The sequence below is a fragment of the Kribbia dieselivorans NBRC 106261 genome, from assembly GCF_001552435.1.
GTDB classification, from domain to species: domain Bacteria; phylum Actinomycetota; class Actinomycetes; order Actinomycetales; family Dermatophilaceae; genus Kribbia; species Kribbia dieselivorans.
Genome location: NZ_BCRE01000148.1, coordinates 1 through 16,286 on the forward strand (window position 1 = coordinate 1; position 16,286 = coordinate 16,286).

Sequence of the window (16,286 nt, forward strand, 5' to 3'; positions counted from 1 at the left end):
GACGCGGTCGCGTCGAGCACGATGTCGAGCAACCGGCGTCCGTCCACGAGCAGGTCCGGCTTCGATCGGCCGCCCAGCCGGCGGGCCTCGCCGCCGGCCAGGACGATCGCGCCCAGCCCTCCGGTCAACCCGCCCGCGAGCCCGCCCGTCAACCCGTCCGAAGGGGCGCCCGAAAGCCCGCCCACCGAGGTATCGCCATCTGCCATCAGTAGTCGATCTTCTCCCAGCCTCGCCGTGGGGCCGAGGTCTTCTCGTCCTTGCTGCGGTAGACGATGTACGGCCTTGTCAGGTACCCCAGCGGCGTCGCGAAGACATGGACCAGCCGGGTGAACGGCCAGATCGCGAACAGCGCGAGCGCCGAGAGAATGTGCAACTGGAAGAAGATCGGTGCCTCGGACATGAGCGCCGGGTTCGGCTGGAACGTCCAGAAGTCCCGGAACCACACGGACACGCCCTCGCGGTAGTCGTAGTGACCCAGTGCCGAGTGCGCGATCGTGGCCAGCACCCCGAAGCCGATCGTGGCGGCGAGGACGAGGTACATGAGCTTGTCCCCCGGGGTGGTCGCCCCGAAGACGCGCGAGTTGGTCCGGCGGCGGTAGATGAGGATCAGCAGCCCGCCGACACACGCTGCTGCGGCCGCCAGACCGATGGTCACGGCCATGAGGTGGTACCACTCCTCCCGCAGACCGATCGCCTCGGTCCACGACTTCGGGATGCCCAGCCCGACCACGTGCCCGAAGAAGATCCCGATGATGCCGTAATGGAACAGCGGCGACCCGATCGAGAGCAGCTTCGATTCGTAGATCTGGCTCGAACGCGTCGTCCACCCGAACCGGTCGTACCGGAACCGCCACAGGTGACCGAGGACGAAGATCGTCAGCACGACATACGGGAGCACCACCCAGACCAGGATCTCGAGTGTGGTGGCGTTGTTCATGGCCGGGGACCTCTCATGATCTCGACGGGGACAGGACCGGAGCTCTGCGGCCGACCGGCGGCCTCGGTGCGCGCCGCGAGGGCCTGCGCGTCATCGGCCAGGTCGTGACCCCAGCCGTCGCCGAACCCGCCGCTCCCGGCACCGCCGTAGCCGTCGAGCCCGACGCTCTCGTCGGCCGGACCCTGGGCGATGAGCTGCTGCACGGCCTCGTGATCCTCGGCGGCCAGCGGCGGCAGGGTCGCCGTCACCGCGTCGACCGCCCCGTGCCACGGTGATCCGGTGTCCTGCAGATGCAGGCGCAGCAACTCCAACCCGGCCCGGTTCGCCCGCAGGATGCGCGCCGCGGCGGCCGGATCATGCGCCGCGCCGAACTCGAGCACGACGGGCAGATGATCGGGCAGCTCCTCGTCGCCGACCTCGACGCCGGCGGCGCGGTAGGCCTCCTTGATGTCGACCAGGGCCATGCCCCGCCGGCGGGTGTCGCCGTGGCTGAAGTACGTCAGGTACAGGCAGCCGCGTCGACGCGTGTCGAACGTGTCGACGTACGCGCACTGGACCTCGGTCAGCGCCCCGGCCGTCACGGAATCGAGCGTCGCCAACAGTCCGTCACGCTGCCGCTGCGGCAACCCCAGGGCCAGCGAGCGGATCGTCGACGCCCGATCACGACACTCCGCAGTGGGGTACGACATGAGCCACGACGCGGCGATCCACGTGGCTCGCAACTCGTCGACGCTCAGGCCCGCCGCCAACAGCGGGTCGCCGACCTCGGCCGCGCCACCGAAACGGAGCTTCGTCAGCAGACCCATCACGCACCTCCGGGCGAGGCCGCGGTCCGGCCCGGGAAGAGGCCGTCGGGTCGGCCATGGCCATCCCAATTGAGGAGATTCGTGCGGCCACGGGCCGGTCGCGGCATCCCCATCGACTCGGTCGGCAGCGACATGTTCGCCACCTCCCCGACCGGGCATTCAGCGACCGTCCCCTCCAGGTGATGCGCCGACTCGCGGTGCCCGGGCGGGATGACATACCGCTCGTCGTACTTCGCGATGGCGAGCAGCCGGAACATCTCCTCCATCGACGCTCCGTCCATGCCGACGGCGTTGGCGATGCCCTCACGCGGGGCGTTGCCGAGGTTGATGTCGCGCATGTACGCCCGCATCGCCGCCATCTTGTAGAGCACCCGTTCCACGGTCTCGACGTGCCCGGCGGTGAAGAGGTTGGCCAGGTACTCGACGGGGATCCGCAACGTGTCGATCGCGGCGAAGAGCGTCTCGGCGTCCTCGGCGTCGTACCCCGTGTCGCGCACGACGTCGACCACCGGCGACAGCGGCGGGATGTACCAGACCATCGGCATGGTGCGGTACTCCGGGTGCAGCGGCAGGGCGACCTCGTACTCCTTGATGAGTTTGTAGATCGGCGACTTCTGGGCCGCGATGATCCAGTCGTGCGGGATCCCCGCCCGGCTGGCGGCGTCGAGTACCTCCGGGTCGAACGGGTCGAGGATGAGGTCCTTCTGCGCCTCGTACAGCGCGGTGTCGTCCTCGACGCTCGCGGCGGCCGTCACGGCGTCGGCGTCGTAGAGCACCAGGCCGAGATAGCGCAACCGGCCCACGCACGTCTCCGAACAGACCGTCGGTTCACCCTGCTCGATGCGCGGATAGCAGAACGTGCACTTCTCCGCCTTGCCGGTGCGGTGGTTGAAGTAGATCTTCTTGTACGGGCAGCCCGAGACGCACATGCGCCAGCCGCGGCAGCCGTCCTGATCGACCAGGACGATGCCGTCCTCGGAGCGCTTGTAGATCGCCCCGGACGGGCACGACGCCGCGCACGTGGGGTTGAGGCAGTGCTCGCAGATCCGCGGCAGATAGAACATGAAGGTCTGGTCGAACTCGAACTTCACCTTGTCCTCGATGCCCTTGAGCATCGGGTCCTTGTCCTTGTGCGCGTACGTGCCGCCCAAGTCGTCGTCCCAGTTGCCCGACCACGAGATCTGCACGCGCTCGCCGGTGAGCAGTGACTTCGGCGGCGCGGTCGGGATCTGCTCCTGCGCCGGCGAGTTCAGCAACCGGTCGTACTCGTAGGTCCACGGCTCGTAGTAGTCCTCGATGCTCGGCAGCTTCGGGTTGGAGAAGAGTCGCAGGAGTTTGGAGACCCGCCCGCCGGCCTTGAGCTTGAGCTTGCCGTTGGCCCCGAGCTCCCAGCCACCGCGCCACTTCTCCTGGTCCTCGTAGCCGCGGGGATACCCCTGACCCGGGCGCGTCTCGACATTGTTGAACCAGATGTATTCGGTGCCCGACCGGTTCGTCCACGCCTGCTTGCACGTCACGGAACAGGTGTGGCAACCGATGCACTTGTCGAGGTTCATGACCATCGACATCTGCGCCATCACTCGCATCAGTTCACTCCTCAGTACTCGACCGGCGCGCTGCGCTTGCGGATCACGGTGACTTCGTCGCGCTGATTGCCCGTCGGGCCGTAGTAGTTGAACGCGAAGGACAACTGCCCGTAGCCGCCGACCAAATGCGTGGGCTTGATCATGATCCGCGTCAGCGAATTGTGGATTCCCCCACGCTTTCCGTCGCGTTGGGTCAGTGGCACGTTCACCGTGCGGTCCTGGGCGTGGTGCATGAACGCGGTGCCCCTCGGCATCCGGTGACTGACCACGGCCCGCGCCGCGACCACGCCGTTGCGGTTGACCGCCTCGATCCAGTCGTTGTCGGCGATCCCGACCGCCTCGGCGTCCTCGACGCTCATCCAGATCGTCTGCCCGCCGCGGGAGAGATTCATCATGAAGAAGTTCTCCATGTACATCGAGTGGATCGCCCACTTGTTGTGCGGGGTCAGGTACCGCACGCTGATGCCCGCGTGCCCGTTGTCACCCGGGTCGTGCGTCTGCCCCAGCGGCACCTCGCCGAACAGCGCCGTCATGTCCAGCGGCGGCCGGAACACCGGCAATCCCTCACCGAGTTCGAGCATCCAATCGTGGTCGAGGTAGAAGTGCTGGCGACCGGTCAGCGTGTGCCACGGCTTCTTGCGCTCGACGTTGATGGTGAACGGGGAATACCGCCGTCCGCCGGTCTCCGACCCCGACCACTCCGGGCTGGTGATGACCGGAACCGGCGCGTTCTGGGTGTCCGCGAACGAGACTTGTTTGCCCTCGTTCTCGGCGGCGAGGTCGTGCAGGTGCATGCCCGTGCGCTTCTCCAGTGTCTGGAAGCCCATCGTCGCCATGTGCCCGTTCGTCGTCCCCGACAGGTTGAGGATGTACTCGCACGCGTGCAGGTCCGTGTCCATCCGCGGTTGCCCCGCGCCGGCCCCCGAACGCGCGACGCCGTTGAGGTGCCGCAACCGTTCGACGTACGACTTGACGTCGAACGTCACGCCCTTGGTCGTCATGCCGAGGTTCTCCAGCAGCGGCCCGATGGTCGTGTACTTGTCGTGGATCGCGGTGTAGTCGCGTTCGACCTCGACGAGCGTGGGCATCGTCAGGCCCGGCACCGCCTCGCACTCGCCGCGCTTCCAGTCCCGCACCCGGCCGTGCGGCGTCGCCATCTCACCCGGAGTGTCGTGCTGCAGCGGGAACGCGACGACATCCTTGCGGGTGCCGAGGTGGGTTTTCGCCAACTCGCTGAACTTCTTCGCGATCGTCGACCACGTCTCCCAGTCGGTGCGCGACTGCCACGGATTCGAGATCGCCGGGTTGAACGAGTGGATGAACGGGTGCATGTCGGTCGTCGACAGGTCGTGCTTCTCGTACCAGGTCGACGCCGGGAGGATGACGTCGGAGTGCATCGTGTGCGTCGTCATCCGGAAGTCCAGCGTGAGCACGAGATCGACCTTGCCGACCGGAGCCTCGTCGCGCCACTTCACGTCGCGCGGCCGGAACTCCGGGGGCGTCTCCTCCGCCGTCACCGCGTCGTCGACGCCGAGCAGGTGCCGGAAGAAGTACTGGTCACCCTTGGCCGACGAGCCCAGCGTGTTGGCCCGCCAGATCGACCAGATGCGCGGGTAGTTGTTCGACGCGTCGGGATCCTCGGCGGCGAAGTTGATCTCCCCGTTCTTGAGGGCGTCGACGAGGTAGGGCACGGTCTCCTGACCGGCCGCCTGGGCCCGGTCGGCGACATCGAGCGAACTGATGTCGAACTGCGGGTAGTACGGCTGCCACCCGAGCCGCTGACTCAGCGCCACGGCGTCGGCCACGGTCGTGCCGGCCAGATTCCCCTGCCCGGTCGTCGCGGCGAGGGTGTCGGCCCCGAACTGGTCGTAGCGCCACTGGTCGGTGTGCATGTACCAGTACGTCGTCTGGGTCATCTGCCGCGGCGGCCGCGACCAGTCGAGGGCGTTGGCCAGGTGCAGCCAGCCACTGATCGGGCGCACCTTCTCCTGCCCGACGTAGTGCGCCCAGCCGCCGCCGTTGACGCCCTGCGTGCCGCACAGCGTCGTCAGCGTCAGGAAGGTCCGGTAGATCGTGTCGGAGTGGAACCAGTGGTTCGTGCCGGCGCCCATGATGATCATCGAGCGGCCCTTCGAGTCGACCGCATTCTGGGCGAACTCGCGGCCGATCCGCGCGGCGGCCTCGCCCGGCACCCCGGTGACGGTCTCCTGCCACGCCGGCGTGTACAGCGCTCCGGCGTCGTCGTACCCGGCCGCCCAGTCACCGGGCAGACCGGGGCGAGACACGTTGTACTCGGCCAACAGCAGGTCGAACACGGTCGTGACGAGACGGTCACCCAGGCGACGAACGGGCACCCCGCGCACGGCATCCCCGCGGCCGCCCTGACCGGCGGTGTCGAACCGCGGCAGCAGTACCTCGGCCACGTCGTCGCGGTGGTCGTACAGCGACAGGGCCGGGTCGATCTCGCCCAGTTCGAGGTTCCAGCGGCCCACGCCGTCGTCGCTGAACCGGTGCCCGAGCGTGCCCGGCGGCACGACCGGCGCACTGGTGGCGGTGTCGAACATCATCGGCTTGAAGTCCGCGTGTTCGGTGCCACGCTCGGGTGTCGCGCCGCTGTCGGGGTCGGAGGCGACGACGAACTTGCCCGGCACGAGGGCTCCGTCGTCGTTGCGTTCGAGGGCGACGAGGAACGGCAGGTCGGTGTACTGCTTGGTGTACGCGTCGAAGTACGGCGTGGTCGTCTCGACGAAGAACTCGCGGAGAATCGTGTGGCCCATCGCCATGGCCAGCGCGGCGTCGGTGCCCGGGTGCGGCGCCAGCCACTCGTCGGCGAACTTGACGTTCTCGGCGTAGTCCGGCGCGACCGCGATGACCTTCTGCCCGCGATACCGCGCCTCGGTCATCCAGTGCGCGTCCGGGGTGCGGGTCTGCGGCACGTTCGAGCCCCACATGATCAGGTACGCCGCGTCCCACCAGTCACCGGACTCCGGCACGTCGGTCTGGTCACCGAACACCTGCGGTGAGGCCGGCGGCAGGTCGGCGTACCAGTCGTAGAAGCTGAGCATCGCGCCGCCGATGAGCTGGTGGAACCGCGCTCCGGAGGAGAACGACACCTGACTCATCGCCGGGATCGGGGAGAAACCGACCGTCCGGTCCGGTCCGTACTCCTTGACCGTGTAGACGTATGCGGCGGCGACCATCTCGACCGCCTCGTCCCACGTCGCGCGCACGAGACCGCCCTTGCCGCGCTGCGACTTGTACAGCTTCGCCTTCTCCGGGTCCTCGACGATCGAACCCCACGCGAGCACCGGGTCGTGGCCCGGCGCCGCGGCCTTGGCCTCGCGGAACAGGTTGATCAGCGACGCACGAACGTACGGGTAGCGCACCCGGGTGGGGGAGTAGGTGTACCAGGAGAACGACGCTCCCCGGGGGCAGCCGCGCGGCTCGTACTCGGGGCGGTCGGGCCCGGTCGAGGGATAGTCGGTCTCCTGGGCCTCCCACGTGATGATGCCGTCCTTGACGAACACCTTCCACGAGCACGAACCGGTGCAGTTGACGCCGTGGGTCGAGCGCACGACCTTGTCGTGGCTCCACCGGTCCCGGTAGAAGGAGTCGCCCGAGCGGCCGCCGACCTTGTGCACCTCCCGGTTGTCCGCGGAGATCCGTTGGCTTGGGGTGAAGAATCGGCGGGTGCCGATGAGCGCGTTCGTCAGGCTGCCGTCGAGCCCGGGAGAGGCCGAGGTGCGCTCGGTGTCGTGCACGGTCATCGGGGGGCTCCTTCGTTGGCCTCACGCATGGCGATGAGGCGTTGGCGGTCAGGCATTGGCGGGCGCGGTGGCGCGGCGGTCGGCGGCGCTGCGGCCGATGACGAGGGTGATGATCACGGCTCCGAGGGTGGCCAGGGCGAGCAGGACGATGCCGAGGGAGTAGCTGCCCCGGGCGTTCCAGATCGCGGCCATGAGCAGCGGCGGCACGAACCCGCCCAGCCCACCGGCGGCGCCGACGAATCCGGTGATCGAGCCGACCTGCGACGGGTCGGACGCGATCGCCACGAGCGCGAACACCGCTCCGGTACCGAGGCCGAGGCCGGCGGCCATGAGGATGTAACCGGACGTACCCAGCCACATGAGGTCGGGTCGGATCGCGATGATCCCGGCAGCCACGATGACCGCGCCGTACCCGATGAGCAGGGTCTTCACCGGGCCGATCTTGTCGGCCAGAACGCCGCCGGTGGGCCGCATCAGCACCGCGACGATGACGAACCCGGCCATGCGGTTGGACGCGTCGGCGATCTCGAGGCCGTACCAGCGGTTCAGCATGGTCGGCAGGAAGACGCTGAACGCCACGTAGCCACCGAAGGAGACGGCGTAGAGGTAGCAGGCCTGCCAGGTCAGCGGGATCTTCGCCGCCGCGGTCATCGAGGCGACGACGCTGCGCTTCGTCGGCTGCCAGCCGGGCGGGTTCGTCATGAGGAACCACGCGGCCACGGCGTAGATCACCAGCACGATCGCGGTGATGACGAACGGAGCGACGTGGTGCACGTTCTGGTACAGCCGCACGGTGGTGAACGCGCTGATCGCCGTGCCACCCATGCCGGCGCCGTAGATGCCGGTCGCGAGGCCGCGCTTCTCCGGCGGGAACCAGGCGTTGACGTACGGCATGCCGATGGCGAACGTCGTGCCGGCGATGCCGAGGAAGAACCCGCCGATGAGCAGGGTCGTGTAGTTGTACTGCCCGATGAACCCGAGGAAGAGCACCGGGATGACGGTGATCAGCGAGATCAGCGGCATCATCAGGCGGCCGCCGTAGCGGTCGGTCAGCGCACCGATCGGGATTCGGAAGAGCGACCCGACGAGCACGGGAGTCGCGACGATGAGGGCGGCGTCGGAGGCCAGCCCCTCCTTGACGTAGATCGGGCCGAGCGGGCTCAACAGCGCCCAGGCCCAGAAGTTCAGGCCGAAGCCCAGCGTGGCCATGACCAGCGCGAGCGTGCGCTGACCGGTCGGGGTCGCCTCAGTCGTCATTCCACTCTCCTGAACCATATTTGTCGGTTCTGGCCATGAAAAAACCTGCCGTGGCTCAACATACAAGTGAGGCCAACGTGCAGCGGGGAGAATCACGAAAATGATGTCCGGAACTGATCGCGGGGTGCCGGCGACGCACCAGCGGGTCCTGGACGCGCTCGAGCAGGCGGGGCACGCGTGCACCCTCAAGGAACTCGTGGCCCGCACCGGCCGCCACCCGCACACGGTGCGCGAGCACCTCGCCGACCTGCGGGCGTGGGGGTGGGTGTCGAGTCGGATGTCGGCGCCGACGGGGCGGGGGCGTCCGGCGCAGCTGTACAGCCTGGCGGGGGCGGGGTCGCATCGGCAGGCGGATGTCATCGCGGCGCTGGCGGTGGAGGTGGCGGGTTCGGCCGATGACCCACGGGCGGTCGGAGCGCGGATCGGCCGGGCGCTCGCGTCGGGGCACGTCGACTCGTACGAGGGGCTGGTGGCGGCGCTGCACCGCTCCGGTTACGACCCGGAGGTGGATGACCCCGAGGCGAGTGACGATCCTCCGCCCGGCCCCGCGGCGATCCGTCTGCACCAGTGCCCATATCTCGCGGCGGCGCAGGCCGCGACGTCGGTGATCTGTCCGATGCATGAGGCACTGGTCGGTGAGTGGCTGCGCGATGGTCCACTGGGTGATCTCACCGCGAACCTCGAACCGCACCTCGTCGACGACGCCGGACCGTGCCTGCTGCACCTGCGTCCGACCCGTGACCGCTCCTGAACCACCCGGCTGACGTGACGCTACCCCCGGGGCGCGCGGTCCATGTCCAGCGGGAACACGAACGAGTACACCGCGAGTCGCCGCGCGGTCGGATTGCCCTGCCCGACGCGGCGATACCGCTTCACGACCTCATCGATCTCGGCGCGCATCGACTGGAGCTGCTCGTCGGTGGCCAGCACCATCCAGTCATGCACCCCCGTGGCGAGTTGCCAGCGCTGCGGCCAGTCCGGCGCATGGTCGAGCCACTGGGTCGCCTGCTCGGTGAAGTGGTCGACGTAGTCGCGTTCGAGCCAGTCGAGGCCGGCCTGGGCGTCGTCGTCCTCGAGGTCGCCCACTGCGAGTTCCGGCCGCGGATCGGGTCCGGCCTCGACGATCTCCCACACCCGGCGCCGCCCGGTCCCGGTGCCGGAGTCTCGCACCACCCCGGCCGCCTCGAGCGCGCGAAGGTGATAGCTCGTCGCTCCGGAGTTCGTGCCGAGATCGGCGGCCAAGTCGGTCGCCGTGGCCGGACCCCCGGCCCGCAACCGGGCCACCAAGCGGGAGCGCAATGGGTGAGCCAGGGCACGCAGCCGGGCGCGTGAATCGGTCATTTGCGCACAATACCTTTGCATGATTTGTTTGCACAAGATCCGTGCCGGAGCGTCGTGCGGTCGCGTTTGTGCAGGTCACGGGCCCAAGATGGGGTCCGAGTCGCGATTTCCACCCAGCCTCGCCGCCCCGTAACATGGAGGAGTTGTGTCGCGCGCCCCACCGCTGGGCGCCGCCAGCCGCTTCGGCCCACTGCGGAGTCACCCTCCCGACGTGTCGACGACTGACGTGCACGCCCGCTGGGCGCTCGCGGCGCAGGTGCCCCACCCGGGGCGCCGCCACCGAACACACCAGTACCACCGAACGAGTAGAGGTAAACGCCTTGCGTACCTATTCCCCGAAGCCGGGTGACATCACCCGCCAGTGGCACGTCATCGACGCCACTGACGTCGTTCTCGGGCGCCTCGCGTCCCAGGCCGCCACGCTCCTGCGCGGCAAGCACAAGGCGACGTTCGCCCCGCACATGGACATGGGCGACTTCGTCATCATCATCAACGCCGACAAGGTTGCCCTGACCGGTGCCAAGGCCGAGCAGAAGCGCGCCTACCGCCACTCGGGCTACCCGGGCGGTCTGAAGTCGCGCACCTACGCCGAGATGCTCGAGTCGCACCCGGAGAAGGCCGTCGAGAAGGCCATCCGCGGCATGATCCCCAAGAACTCGCTGGGCCGCCAGCAGCTCTCCAAGCTCAAGGTCTACCGCGGCGCCGAGCACCCGCACCAGGCCCAGCAGCCCCAGCCCTACACGATCTCCCAGGTCGCCCAGTAAGCGCCCGGTCGAAGGAACTGATCAATGACTGAGAACACCGAGAACTTCGACCTCGACGTCGAGCCCGACGAGATCGAGCTGTCCGAGTACACCTCCGAGTCCACCGGCCCGGTCGGTGACGACGCTCCCGTCGCGCGCCCGTCGGCCTCCGCCCCCGGCTCGGCCACCGGTCGCCGCAAGCAGGCCATCGCCCGCGTCCGCATCGTGCCGGGCACCGGCGTGTGGAAGGTCAACGGCCGCACCCTCGAGGAGTACTTCCCGAACAAGGTGCACCAGCAGATCGTCAACGAGCCGCTCAAGGTCCTCGAGCTCGACGGCGCCTACGACGTCCTCGTGCGGGTCTCCGGTGGTGGCCCCTCGGGTCAGGCCGGTGCCGTCCGCCTCGGCGTGGCCCGCTCGCTCAACGGCGTCGACCCCGAGCTGAACCGCGCCACCCTGAAGAAGAACGGCTTCCTGACCCGTGACCCCCGCGTCCCGGAGCGCAAGAAGGCCGGTCTCAAGAAGGCCCGCAAGGCGCCGCAGTACTCCAAGCGCTGATCCGCGCTCCGGGGCCGATGGCTCCGTACATACCGAAGGGCGGTCCGTTTCGACGGGCCGCCCTTTCGGCGTTCGCCCCCGGCGGGCGGTATCGTCCCTCATGCTCACGGCGCTCCGATCAGGGGTCGCGGCGCCCTCGCACTTGAGAAGGATGGCACCCACATGGCACGACTGTTCGGCACCGACGGAGTCCGCGGGCTCGCCAACGGCCCCATCACCGCCGAACTGGCGTTGCAGCTCTCGACCGCCGCCGCGATTGTCTTCGGCGAGCTGGACGGCGGTTTCCGCAGCCACCGCCCCAAGGCCATCGTCGGTCGCGACCCGCGCGCCTCGGGCGAGTTCCTCAGCGCCGCCGTCGTCGCCGGGCTCGCCTCCGCCGGAGTGGACGTGTACGACGCCGGCGTCCTGCCTACCCCGGCCGTGGCGTTCCTCGTCGAGGACGCCGGCGCCGACTTCGGCGTCATGCTCTCCGCCTCGCACAACCCCATGCCCGACAACGGCATCAAGTTCTTCGCCAAGCACGGCCACAAGCTCGCCGACGAGGTCGAGGACCAGATCGAGGCCCAGGTCGGCGAGCCGTGGGAGCGCCCCACCGGACCCGAGGTCGGTCGCATCCAGACGATGCACGACGGCCCGACGCGCTACATCACCCACCTGCTGCGCTCGATGCCCCACAACCTCGATGGTCTGAAGATCGTCATCGACGCGGCTCACGGAGCGGCGAGCACGGTCTCTCCCGAGGTGTTCCGTTTGGCGGGGGCGCAGGTCGAGGTCATCGGCGCCCGGCCTGACGGGTTGAACATCAACGACGGCTTCGGCTCGACCCACCTCGAGCAGCTCAAGCGCGCGGTGGTCGAGCACGGCGCCGACATGGGCATCGCCCACGACGGGGACGCCGACCGCTGCCTGGCGATCGACCACGAGGGCAACGAGGTCGACGGAGACCAGATCATGGCCGTCCTGGCGATCGCGCTGCGTGACCGCGGTCAGCTCGCCGAGAACACCCTCGTCGCGACGGTGATGAGCAACCTCGGGCTGATCCTGGCGATGAACGACGCCGACATCCTCGTCAAGCAGACCGCGGTCGGTGACCGGTACGTCCTCGAGGAGATGCGTCGCGGCTCGTACACCCTGGGCGGAGAACAGTCCGGGCACGTCATCATGCTCGAGCACGGCACCACCGGTGACGGTGTGTTGACGGGTCTGATGCTCGCGTCGCGGGTGGCCGAGACGGGCAAGCCCCTCAAGGAACTTGCCTCCGTCATGACGCGCCTGCCGCAGGTGCTGATCAACGTCAAGGGCGTCGACAAGGAGCGGGTCGGGACCGACACGGTGCTCCAGTCGGCGGTGGCCCGCGAGACCGAGGCACTGGCCGGCAGCGGCCGGGTGCTGCTGCGCAAGTCCGGCACGGAGCCGGTCGTGCGCGTCATGGTCGAGGCCCGCACCCACGAGGAGGCGCAGGCCAGCGCCGACCGTCTCGTCGAGGTCGTGCAGTCTCGCCTGGCCCTGAACTGAGGTAGGTCACCGCCAGGCGGCGGCCATCACCTCGGGATCCACGAGGTCTGGGAAGGCGTCCGCCGAGCGGCGCCAATTCTCGTCGGTGATGTGAGCCGGAGGTGGATTGTCGTCGCCACTCGTGCGGGACGGACAGGGTTGGTCGGTCATTCTGCCTCCACCTGGTCGTTCGGGTGAGATCCATGATCCCACCCGACGACCAGATGGTCAGGCAGGCGCCGAACTCAGCTGAGGTTGGTCGCCTCGCTGATGTCGTTCGGCAGATCGCCGAGGTCACCGAGGTGGGCGACGACGTTGATGGCCCCGTCGGTCAGCGCGTACTCGACACCGACGATGCCGAGCTTGCCGGCCTTGATGCGGCGCCAGATGATCGTCGAGCGCTCGGCGAGCATGCGCACGGTGCGCTGCACGTGCCACGCGCCGATCGCGTTCGGCTCGGTGATGCCGTGCGCGCGCGCCTGCACGACCGAGGGCATGACCTTCTCGACCAGGTCGCGGATGTAGCCGCCAGGCATGGCTCCGGAGTCGGTCGACTCCATCGCCGCCTTGACCGCCCCGCAGGAGTCATGTCCGAGGACGACGATCAGCGGCGTGCCGAGGATCTCGGCACCGAACTCGATCGACCCGGTCACCGTGGCGTCGATGACCTGCCCGGCGGTGCGCACGACGAACAGGTCACCGAGCCCCTGGTCGAACACCATCTCAGCGGCCACGCGGGAGTCGCCGCAGCCGAAGAGCACCGCGAACGGGGCCTGCCCGTCCGCGAGCGTCTGGCGGTGCGCGACGTCCTGGTTCGGGTGGAGCGTGTGCCCCTCGACGAAGCGGCGGTTGCCCTCGACCATGCGGTCCCACGCCTCGCGCGGGGTGGTCGGGCGGATTTCGTATCCGGGGGGAGTCGTCACTGGAGGCCCTCTCTCTTCTGGATGGTCATGGCCACGGGCTTCGTCACCGAGGCGAAGAAGTCGTTGCCCTTGTCGTCGACGACGATGAACGCCGGGAAGTCCTGGACCTCGATCTTCCAGACCGCCTCCATGCCGAGCTCGGCGTACTCGAGCACCTCGACGGCAGTGATGCAGTCCTGCGCCAGTCGCGCCGCGGGGCCACCGATCGAGCCGAGGTAGAACCCGCCGTGCGCGGCGCACGCGTTGGTCACCTGCTGGCTGCGGTTGCCCTTGGCCAGCATGACCATCGACCCGCCGGCGCCCTGGAACTGCTCGACGTACGAGTCCATCCGCCCGGCGGTGGTCGGGCCGAACGACCCGGACGCCATGCCCTCGGGGGTCTTGGCCGGCCCGGCGTAGTACACCGGGTGGTCCTTGAGGTATTGCGGCATCTCCTCGCCGGCGTCGAGGCGCTCCTTGATCTTCGCGTGGGCGATGTCGCGCGCGACGACGAGCGTGCCGGTCAGCGACAGACGCGTCTTGACCGGGTACTTCGACAGTTCCGCGCGGATCTCGTCCATCGGCCGCGAAAGGTCGATGTTCACGACGTCGTCGACCGCGGTTCCACCATTCACACCGGAGGACTCGTTCGCGGCCGAGGCGTCGCCGGCCAGTTCCTCGTGGGTCGGGTGGGGCAGGTAGTGGCCGGGCTCGAACTCGAGCTCCTCGATGAAGACACCCTCCGGGGTGATCTTGCCCTTGCACTGGCGGTCGGCCGAGCAGGACACCGCGATCGCCACGGGCAGCGAGGCGCCGTGCCGCGGGAGGCGGATGACGCGGACGTCGTGGCAGAAGTACTTGCCGCCGAACTGCGCTCCGATACCCATCTTCTGGGTGAGTTCGAGGACCTTCTGTTCCATCTCGATGTCGCGGAACCCGCGGCCGGTGGCGGCGTTGCCCTCGGTGGGCAGCGTGTCGAGGTACTTGGCCGAGGCGTACTTCGCGGTCTTGAGCGCGAACTCGGCCGAGGTGCCGCCGATCGCGATGGCCAGGTGGTACGGCGGGCAGGCGGCGGTGCCGAGCGAGCGGATCTTCGCGTCGAGGAAGGTCATCATGGCGTCCGGGTTGAGGATCGCCTTGGTCTCCTGGTAGAGGTACGACTTGTTCGCCGAGCCGCCGCCCTTGGCCATGAAGAGGAAGTGGTACGTGTTCTCCTCGCCGGGCGCGGTGTCGGCGTAGAGCTCGATCTGTGCGGGCAGGTTGTTGCCGGTGTTCTTCTCCTCCCACATCGTCACCGGGGCGTTCTGGGAGTAGCGCAGGTTCAGCTTCGTGTACGCGTTGTAGACGCCGCGCGCGAGGGCCTCCTCGTCGACGCCGGGCGTGAGGATCCGCTGGCCGCGCTCGCCCTTGATGATCGCGGTGCCGGTGTCCTGGCACATCGGCAGCACCCCGCCGGCGGCGATGTTGGCGTTCTTGAGCAGGTCGAGGGCGACGAACTTGTCGTTGTTGCTCGCCTCCTCGTCCTCGAGGATGTTCGCCAGCTGCTGCAGGTGCGCCGGGCGCAGGTAGTGCGCGATGTCGTGCATCCCCGTCTCCGCGAGCAAGGTCAGCGCCTCGGGCGCCACCTTGAGGAAGGACAGCCCGTCCGGGCCCTCGACGACCTCGACACCCTCACTGGTCAACTTGCGGTAGGGGGTGTCGTCCTTGCCAACTGGCAGGAGGTCCTCGTAGGCGAACTCGGCCATGCCCATCTCCTTTGTGCTCGGTCTAGTGTGCTCGGTCTGGCGTGCGCGATCTTGCGTGCTCGGTGTTGGTGCCGCCGACGAGCGACTGCGCGCGCGTGGTTGCCCGGTGAACAGAGTACGGATGTCTCGCGCCGACGCGTCGAGCAGATCTGTATGGGGAGTCGCCGTCCGGAATGTGGGATGGCGTGTTGGAGTGGTTGCGGGGGTGGGGGGGTGGGAGGAAGGTACGGGGTGTTTGCTGGATGGCGTCTGGATGGGGTGGGTTGGTCGTGCCGGTTGTGTCGCGTGGGTCGCGCGGATTGTTGACGCGTGAGGACCTGCCTGGCGGAGTGGTTCGTCGCACCGGGTACGACGGCGTGGGCAGCCAGGTTGACCTGTCGTACAGCGGGCAGGTCACCCCCGTGACCGAGTCCACGGACGAGGCCGGTGAGACGGTGTGGACCCCGGGGACGCCCGTGGCGGACCAGCCGTGGCTGGCGTGGACGCGCCAGTTCGACGGTGGGGGTCGGGTGGCGCGTCAGTTCAACGGTGCCGGGGCCGGCTTCGATGGGGTGCCGGGTGTGGGTGACCCGACCGACCCCGGCGCGCCGAGTGTGGGCCGGGCGCTAGCGGCGGACCTGGCGTACGGGTATGACCACGCCGGCCGCCTGACGCAGGTGCTGGAGCGTACCGCGACGGTGACGGGGCAGACGTTGACGCCGGAGACGGATGCGAGCGCGGCCGCGCCGTGTCAACTCAGGTCGTACACCTTCGACGCGAACGGGCGGCGTACCGCGTTGGAGCGGGTCACGGACCTGGGTGGGGTCTGTCCGAATAGGCAGCCGACTGCCGGGCAGCAGGTCGAGTCGAGCACGTACGCCTACGACCAGGCCGATCGGCCTACGACCGGTGTGAACGGTCAGGGCTCCTACGTGTATGACGTGTTCGGGCGACAGACCACGGTCCCGGCCGCGGACCTGCCGTCAAGTGCCGATGCTGGCGCCACCGGTGACGTCACGGTGGGGTACTTCGACGATGACCAGGTCGCGACGATCACTCGGGGTGGGCAGACGACGACGTTCGAGCTTGACCCTAACGGTCGGCGCCGGAGCCAGGACGTGGAGGCCGGTTCGGTCACGGAGAACCACTACGCCGATGACAGCGACAACCC

Annotated in this window: 13 protein-coding genes and 1 pseudogene; 5 read left to right on the forward strand and 9 right to left on the reverse strand. The window is 68.6% G+C overall.

The features are described 5' to 3' along the window. The 6 genes from KD1_RS17215 to KD1_RS11995 all read right to left on the reverse strand — a co-directional run. Positions 1 to 206, reverse strand: a 206-nt coding sequence (locus KD1_RS17215) for an NTP transferase domain-containing protein (RefSeq protein ID WP_217995881.1), incomplete at its 3' end; no start/stop codon positions are given. Continuing rightward, on the reverse strand, positions 206 to 937 hold the full coding sequence (gene narI / locus KD1_RS11975; RefSeq protein WP_068402210.1) for a respiratory nitrate reductase subunit gamma: 732 nt from the start codon (positions 935 to 937) through the stop codon (positions 206 to 208). The genes KD1_RS17215 and narI, both read right to left, overlap by 1 nt. Further along, the gene (gene narJ / locus KD1_RS11980) at positions 934 to 1,743 is read right to left on the reverse strand and encodes a nitrate reductase molybdenum cofactor assembly chaperone (protein WP_083542424.1); all 810 of its coding nucleotides are present in this window, start codon (positions 1,741 to 1,743) and stop codon (positions 934 to 936) included. Before narJ ends, narI begins: the two co-directional genes overlap by 4 nt. Further along, a complete protein-coding gene (narH, locus tag KD1_RS11985; protein WP_068402212.1) occupies positions 1,743 to 3,329 on the reverse strand; it encodes a nitrate reductase subunit beta in 1,587 nt (528 codons plus the stop codon). The genes narJ and narH overlap by 1 nt, the downstream gene beginning before the upstream one ends. A gap of 11 nt (positions 3,330 to 3,340) precedes the next feature. Further along, on the reverse strand, positions 3,341 to 7,096 hold the full coding sequence (locus KD1_RS11990) for a nitrate reductase subunit alpha (RefSeq protein ID WP_068402214.1): 3,756 nt from the start codon (positions 7,094 to 7,096) through the stop codon (positions 3,341 to 3,343). 48 nt (positions 7,097 to 7,144) lie between these two features. Beyond that, positions 7,145 to 8,353, reverse strand: coding sequence for a nitrate/nitrite transporter (locus tag KD1_RS11995; RefSeq protein ID WP_068402216.1), 1,209 nt, complete (start codon positions 8,351 to 8,353; stop codon positions 7,145 to 7,147). A gap of 100 nt (positions 8,354 to 8,453) precedes the next feature. On the opposite strand from KD1_RS11995, the gene KD1_RS12000 reads away from it, so the two are divergent. Then, positions 8,454 to 9,104: a helix-turn-helix transcriptional regulator gene (locus tag KD1_RS12000; RefSeq protein ID WP_083542425.1), complete on the forward strand. Its 651-nt coding sequence runs from the start codon at positions 8,454 to 8,456 to the stop codon at positions 9,102 to 9,104. A 20-nt stretch (positions 9,105 to 9,124) separates the two neighbouring features. Here the strand turns inward: KD1_RS12000 and KD1_RS12005 are convergent, their stop codons facing one another. After that, positions 9,125 to 9,694: an ArsR/SmtB family transcription factor gene (locus tag KD1_RS12005; RefSeq protein WP_068402220.1), complete on the reverse strand. Its 570-nt coding sequence runs from the start codon at positions 9,692 to 9,694 to the stop codon at positions 9,125 to 9,127. A gap of 320 nt (positions 9,695 to 10,014) precedes the next feature. Here KD1_RS12005 and rplM point away from each other — a divergent pair, with 320 nt between their 5' ends. The 3 genes from rplM (at position 10,015) to glmM (ending at position 12,510) form a co-directional block, all read left to right on the forward strand. Then, on the forward strand, positions 10,015 to 10,458 hold the full coding sequence (rplM, locus tag KD1_RS12010) for a 50S ribosomal protein L13 (protein ID WP_068402222.1): 444 nt from the start codon (positions 10,015 to 10,017) through the stop codon (positions 10,456 to 10,458). A gap of 24 nt (positions 10,459 to 10,482) precedes the next feature. After that, positions 10,483 to 10,995 (forward strand): 30S ribosomal protein S9, encoded by a 513-nt coding sequence (gene rpsI / locus KD1_RS12015; RefSeq protein ID WP_068402224.1) that lies wholly within the window; start codon positions 10,483 to 10,485, stop codon positions 10,993 to 10,995. Positions 10,996 to 11,157: 162 nt separating this feature from the next. Next, positions 11,158 to 12,510, forward strand: a complete 1,353-nt coding sequence (glmM, locus tag KD1_RS12020; RefSeq protein ID WP_068402226.1) for a phosphoglucosamine mutase — start codon at positions 11,158 to 11,160, stop codon at positions 12,508 to 12,510. A gap of 224 nt (positions 12,511 to 12,734) precedes the next feature. Here glmM and KD1_RS12025 read toward each other — a convergent pair whose 3' ends face one another. Both KD1_RS12025 and KD1_RS12030 read right to left on the reverse strand, forming a co-directional pair. After that, positions 12,735 to 13,352 carry a carbonic anhydrase gene (locus tag KD1_RS12025; RefSeq protein ID WP_068402230.1) on the reverse strand — a complete coding sequence of 206 codons (618 nt, stop codon included), beginning with the start codon at positions 13,350 to 13,352 and terminating at the stop codon, positions 12,735 to 12,737. Positions 13,353 to 13,408: 56 nt separating this feature from the next. After that, a complete protein-coding gene (locus KD1_RS12030) occupies positions 13,409 to 15,136 on the reverse strand; it encodes a fumarate hydratase (protein ID WP_068402228.1) in 1,728 nt (575 codons plus the stop codon). Positions 15,137 to 15,378: 242 nt separating this feature from the next. Between KD1_RS12030 and KD1_RS12035 the strand changes: the two are divergent. Then, positions 15,379 to 16,286 (forward strand): annotated as a pseudogene (locus KD1_RS12035) (hypothetical protein); the annotation flags it as partial.

Bases quoted from the DNA above. Each gene is read 5' to 3' on its own strand.
- narI (WP_068402210.1), bottom strand. From the start codon at position 937: ATGAACAACGCCACCACACTCGAGATCCTGGTCTGGGTGGTGCTCCCG.
- narJ (WP_083542424.1), bottom strand. From the start codon at position 1,743: ATGGGTCTGCTGACGAAGCTCCGTTTCGGTGGCGCGGCCGAGGTCGGC.
- narH (WP_068402212.1), bottom strand. From the start codon at position 3,329: ATGCGAGTGATGGCGCAGATGTCGATGGTCATGAACCTCGACAAGTGC.
- KD1_RS11990 (WP_068402214.1), bottom strand. From the start codon at position 7,096: ATGACCGTGCACGACACCGAGCGCACCTCGGCCTCTCCCGGGCTCGAC.
- KD1_RS11995 (WP_068402216.1), bottom strand. From the start codon at position 8,353: ATGACGACTGAGGCGACCCCGACCGGTCAGCGCACGCTCGCGCTGGTC.
- KD1_RS12000 (WP_083542425.1), top strand. From the start codon at position 8,454: ATGATGTCCGGAACTGATCGCGGGGTGCCGGCGACGCACCAGCGGGTC.
- KD1_RS12005 (WP_068402220.1), bottom strand. From the start codon at position 9,694: ATGACCGATTCACGCGCCCGGCTGCGTGCCCTGGCTCACCCATTGCGC.
- rpsI (WP_068402224.1), top strand. From the start codon at position 10,483: ATGACTGAGAACACCGAGAACTTCGACCTCGACGTCGAGCCCGACGAG.
- glmM (WP_068402226.1), top strand. From the start codon at position 11,158: ATGGCACGACTGTTCGGCACCGACGGAGTCCGCGGGCTCGCCAACGGC.
- KD1_RS12025 (WP_068402230.1), bottom strand. From the start codon at position 13,352: ATGGTCGAGGGCAACCGCCGCTTCGTCGAGGGGCACACGCTCCACCCG.
- KD1_RS12030 (WP_068402228.1), bottom strand. From the start codon at position 15,136: ATGGCCGAGTTCGCCTACGAGGACCTCCTGCCAGTTGGCAAGGACGAC.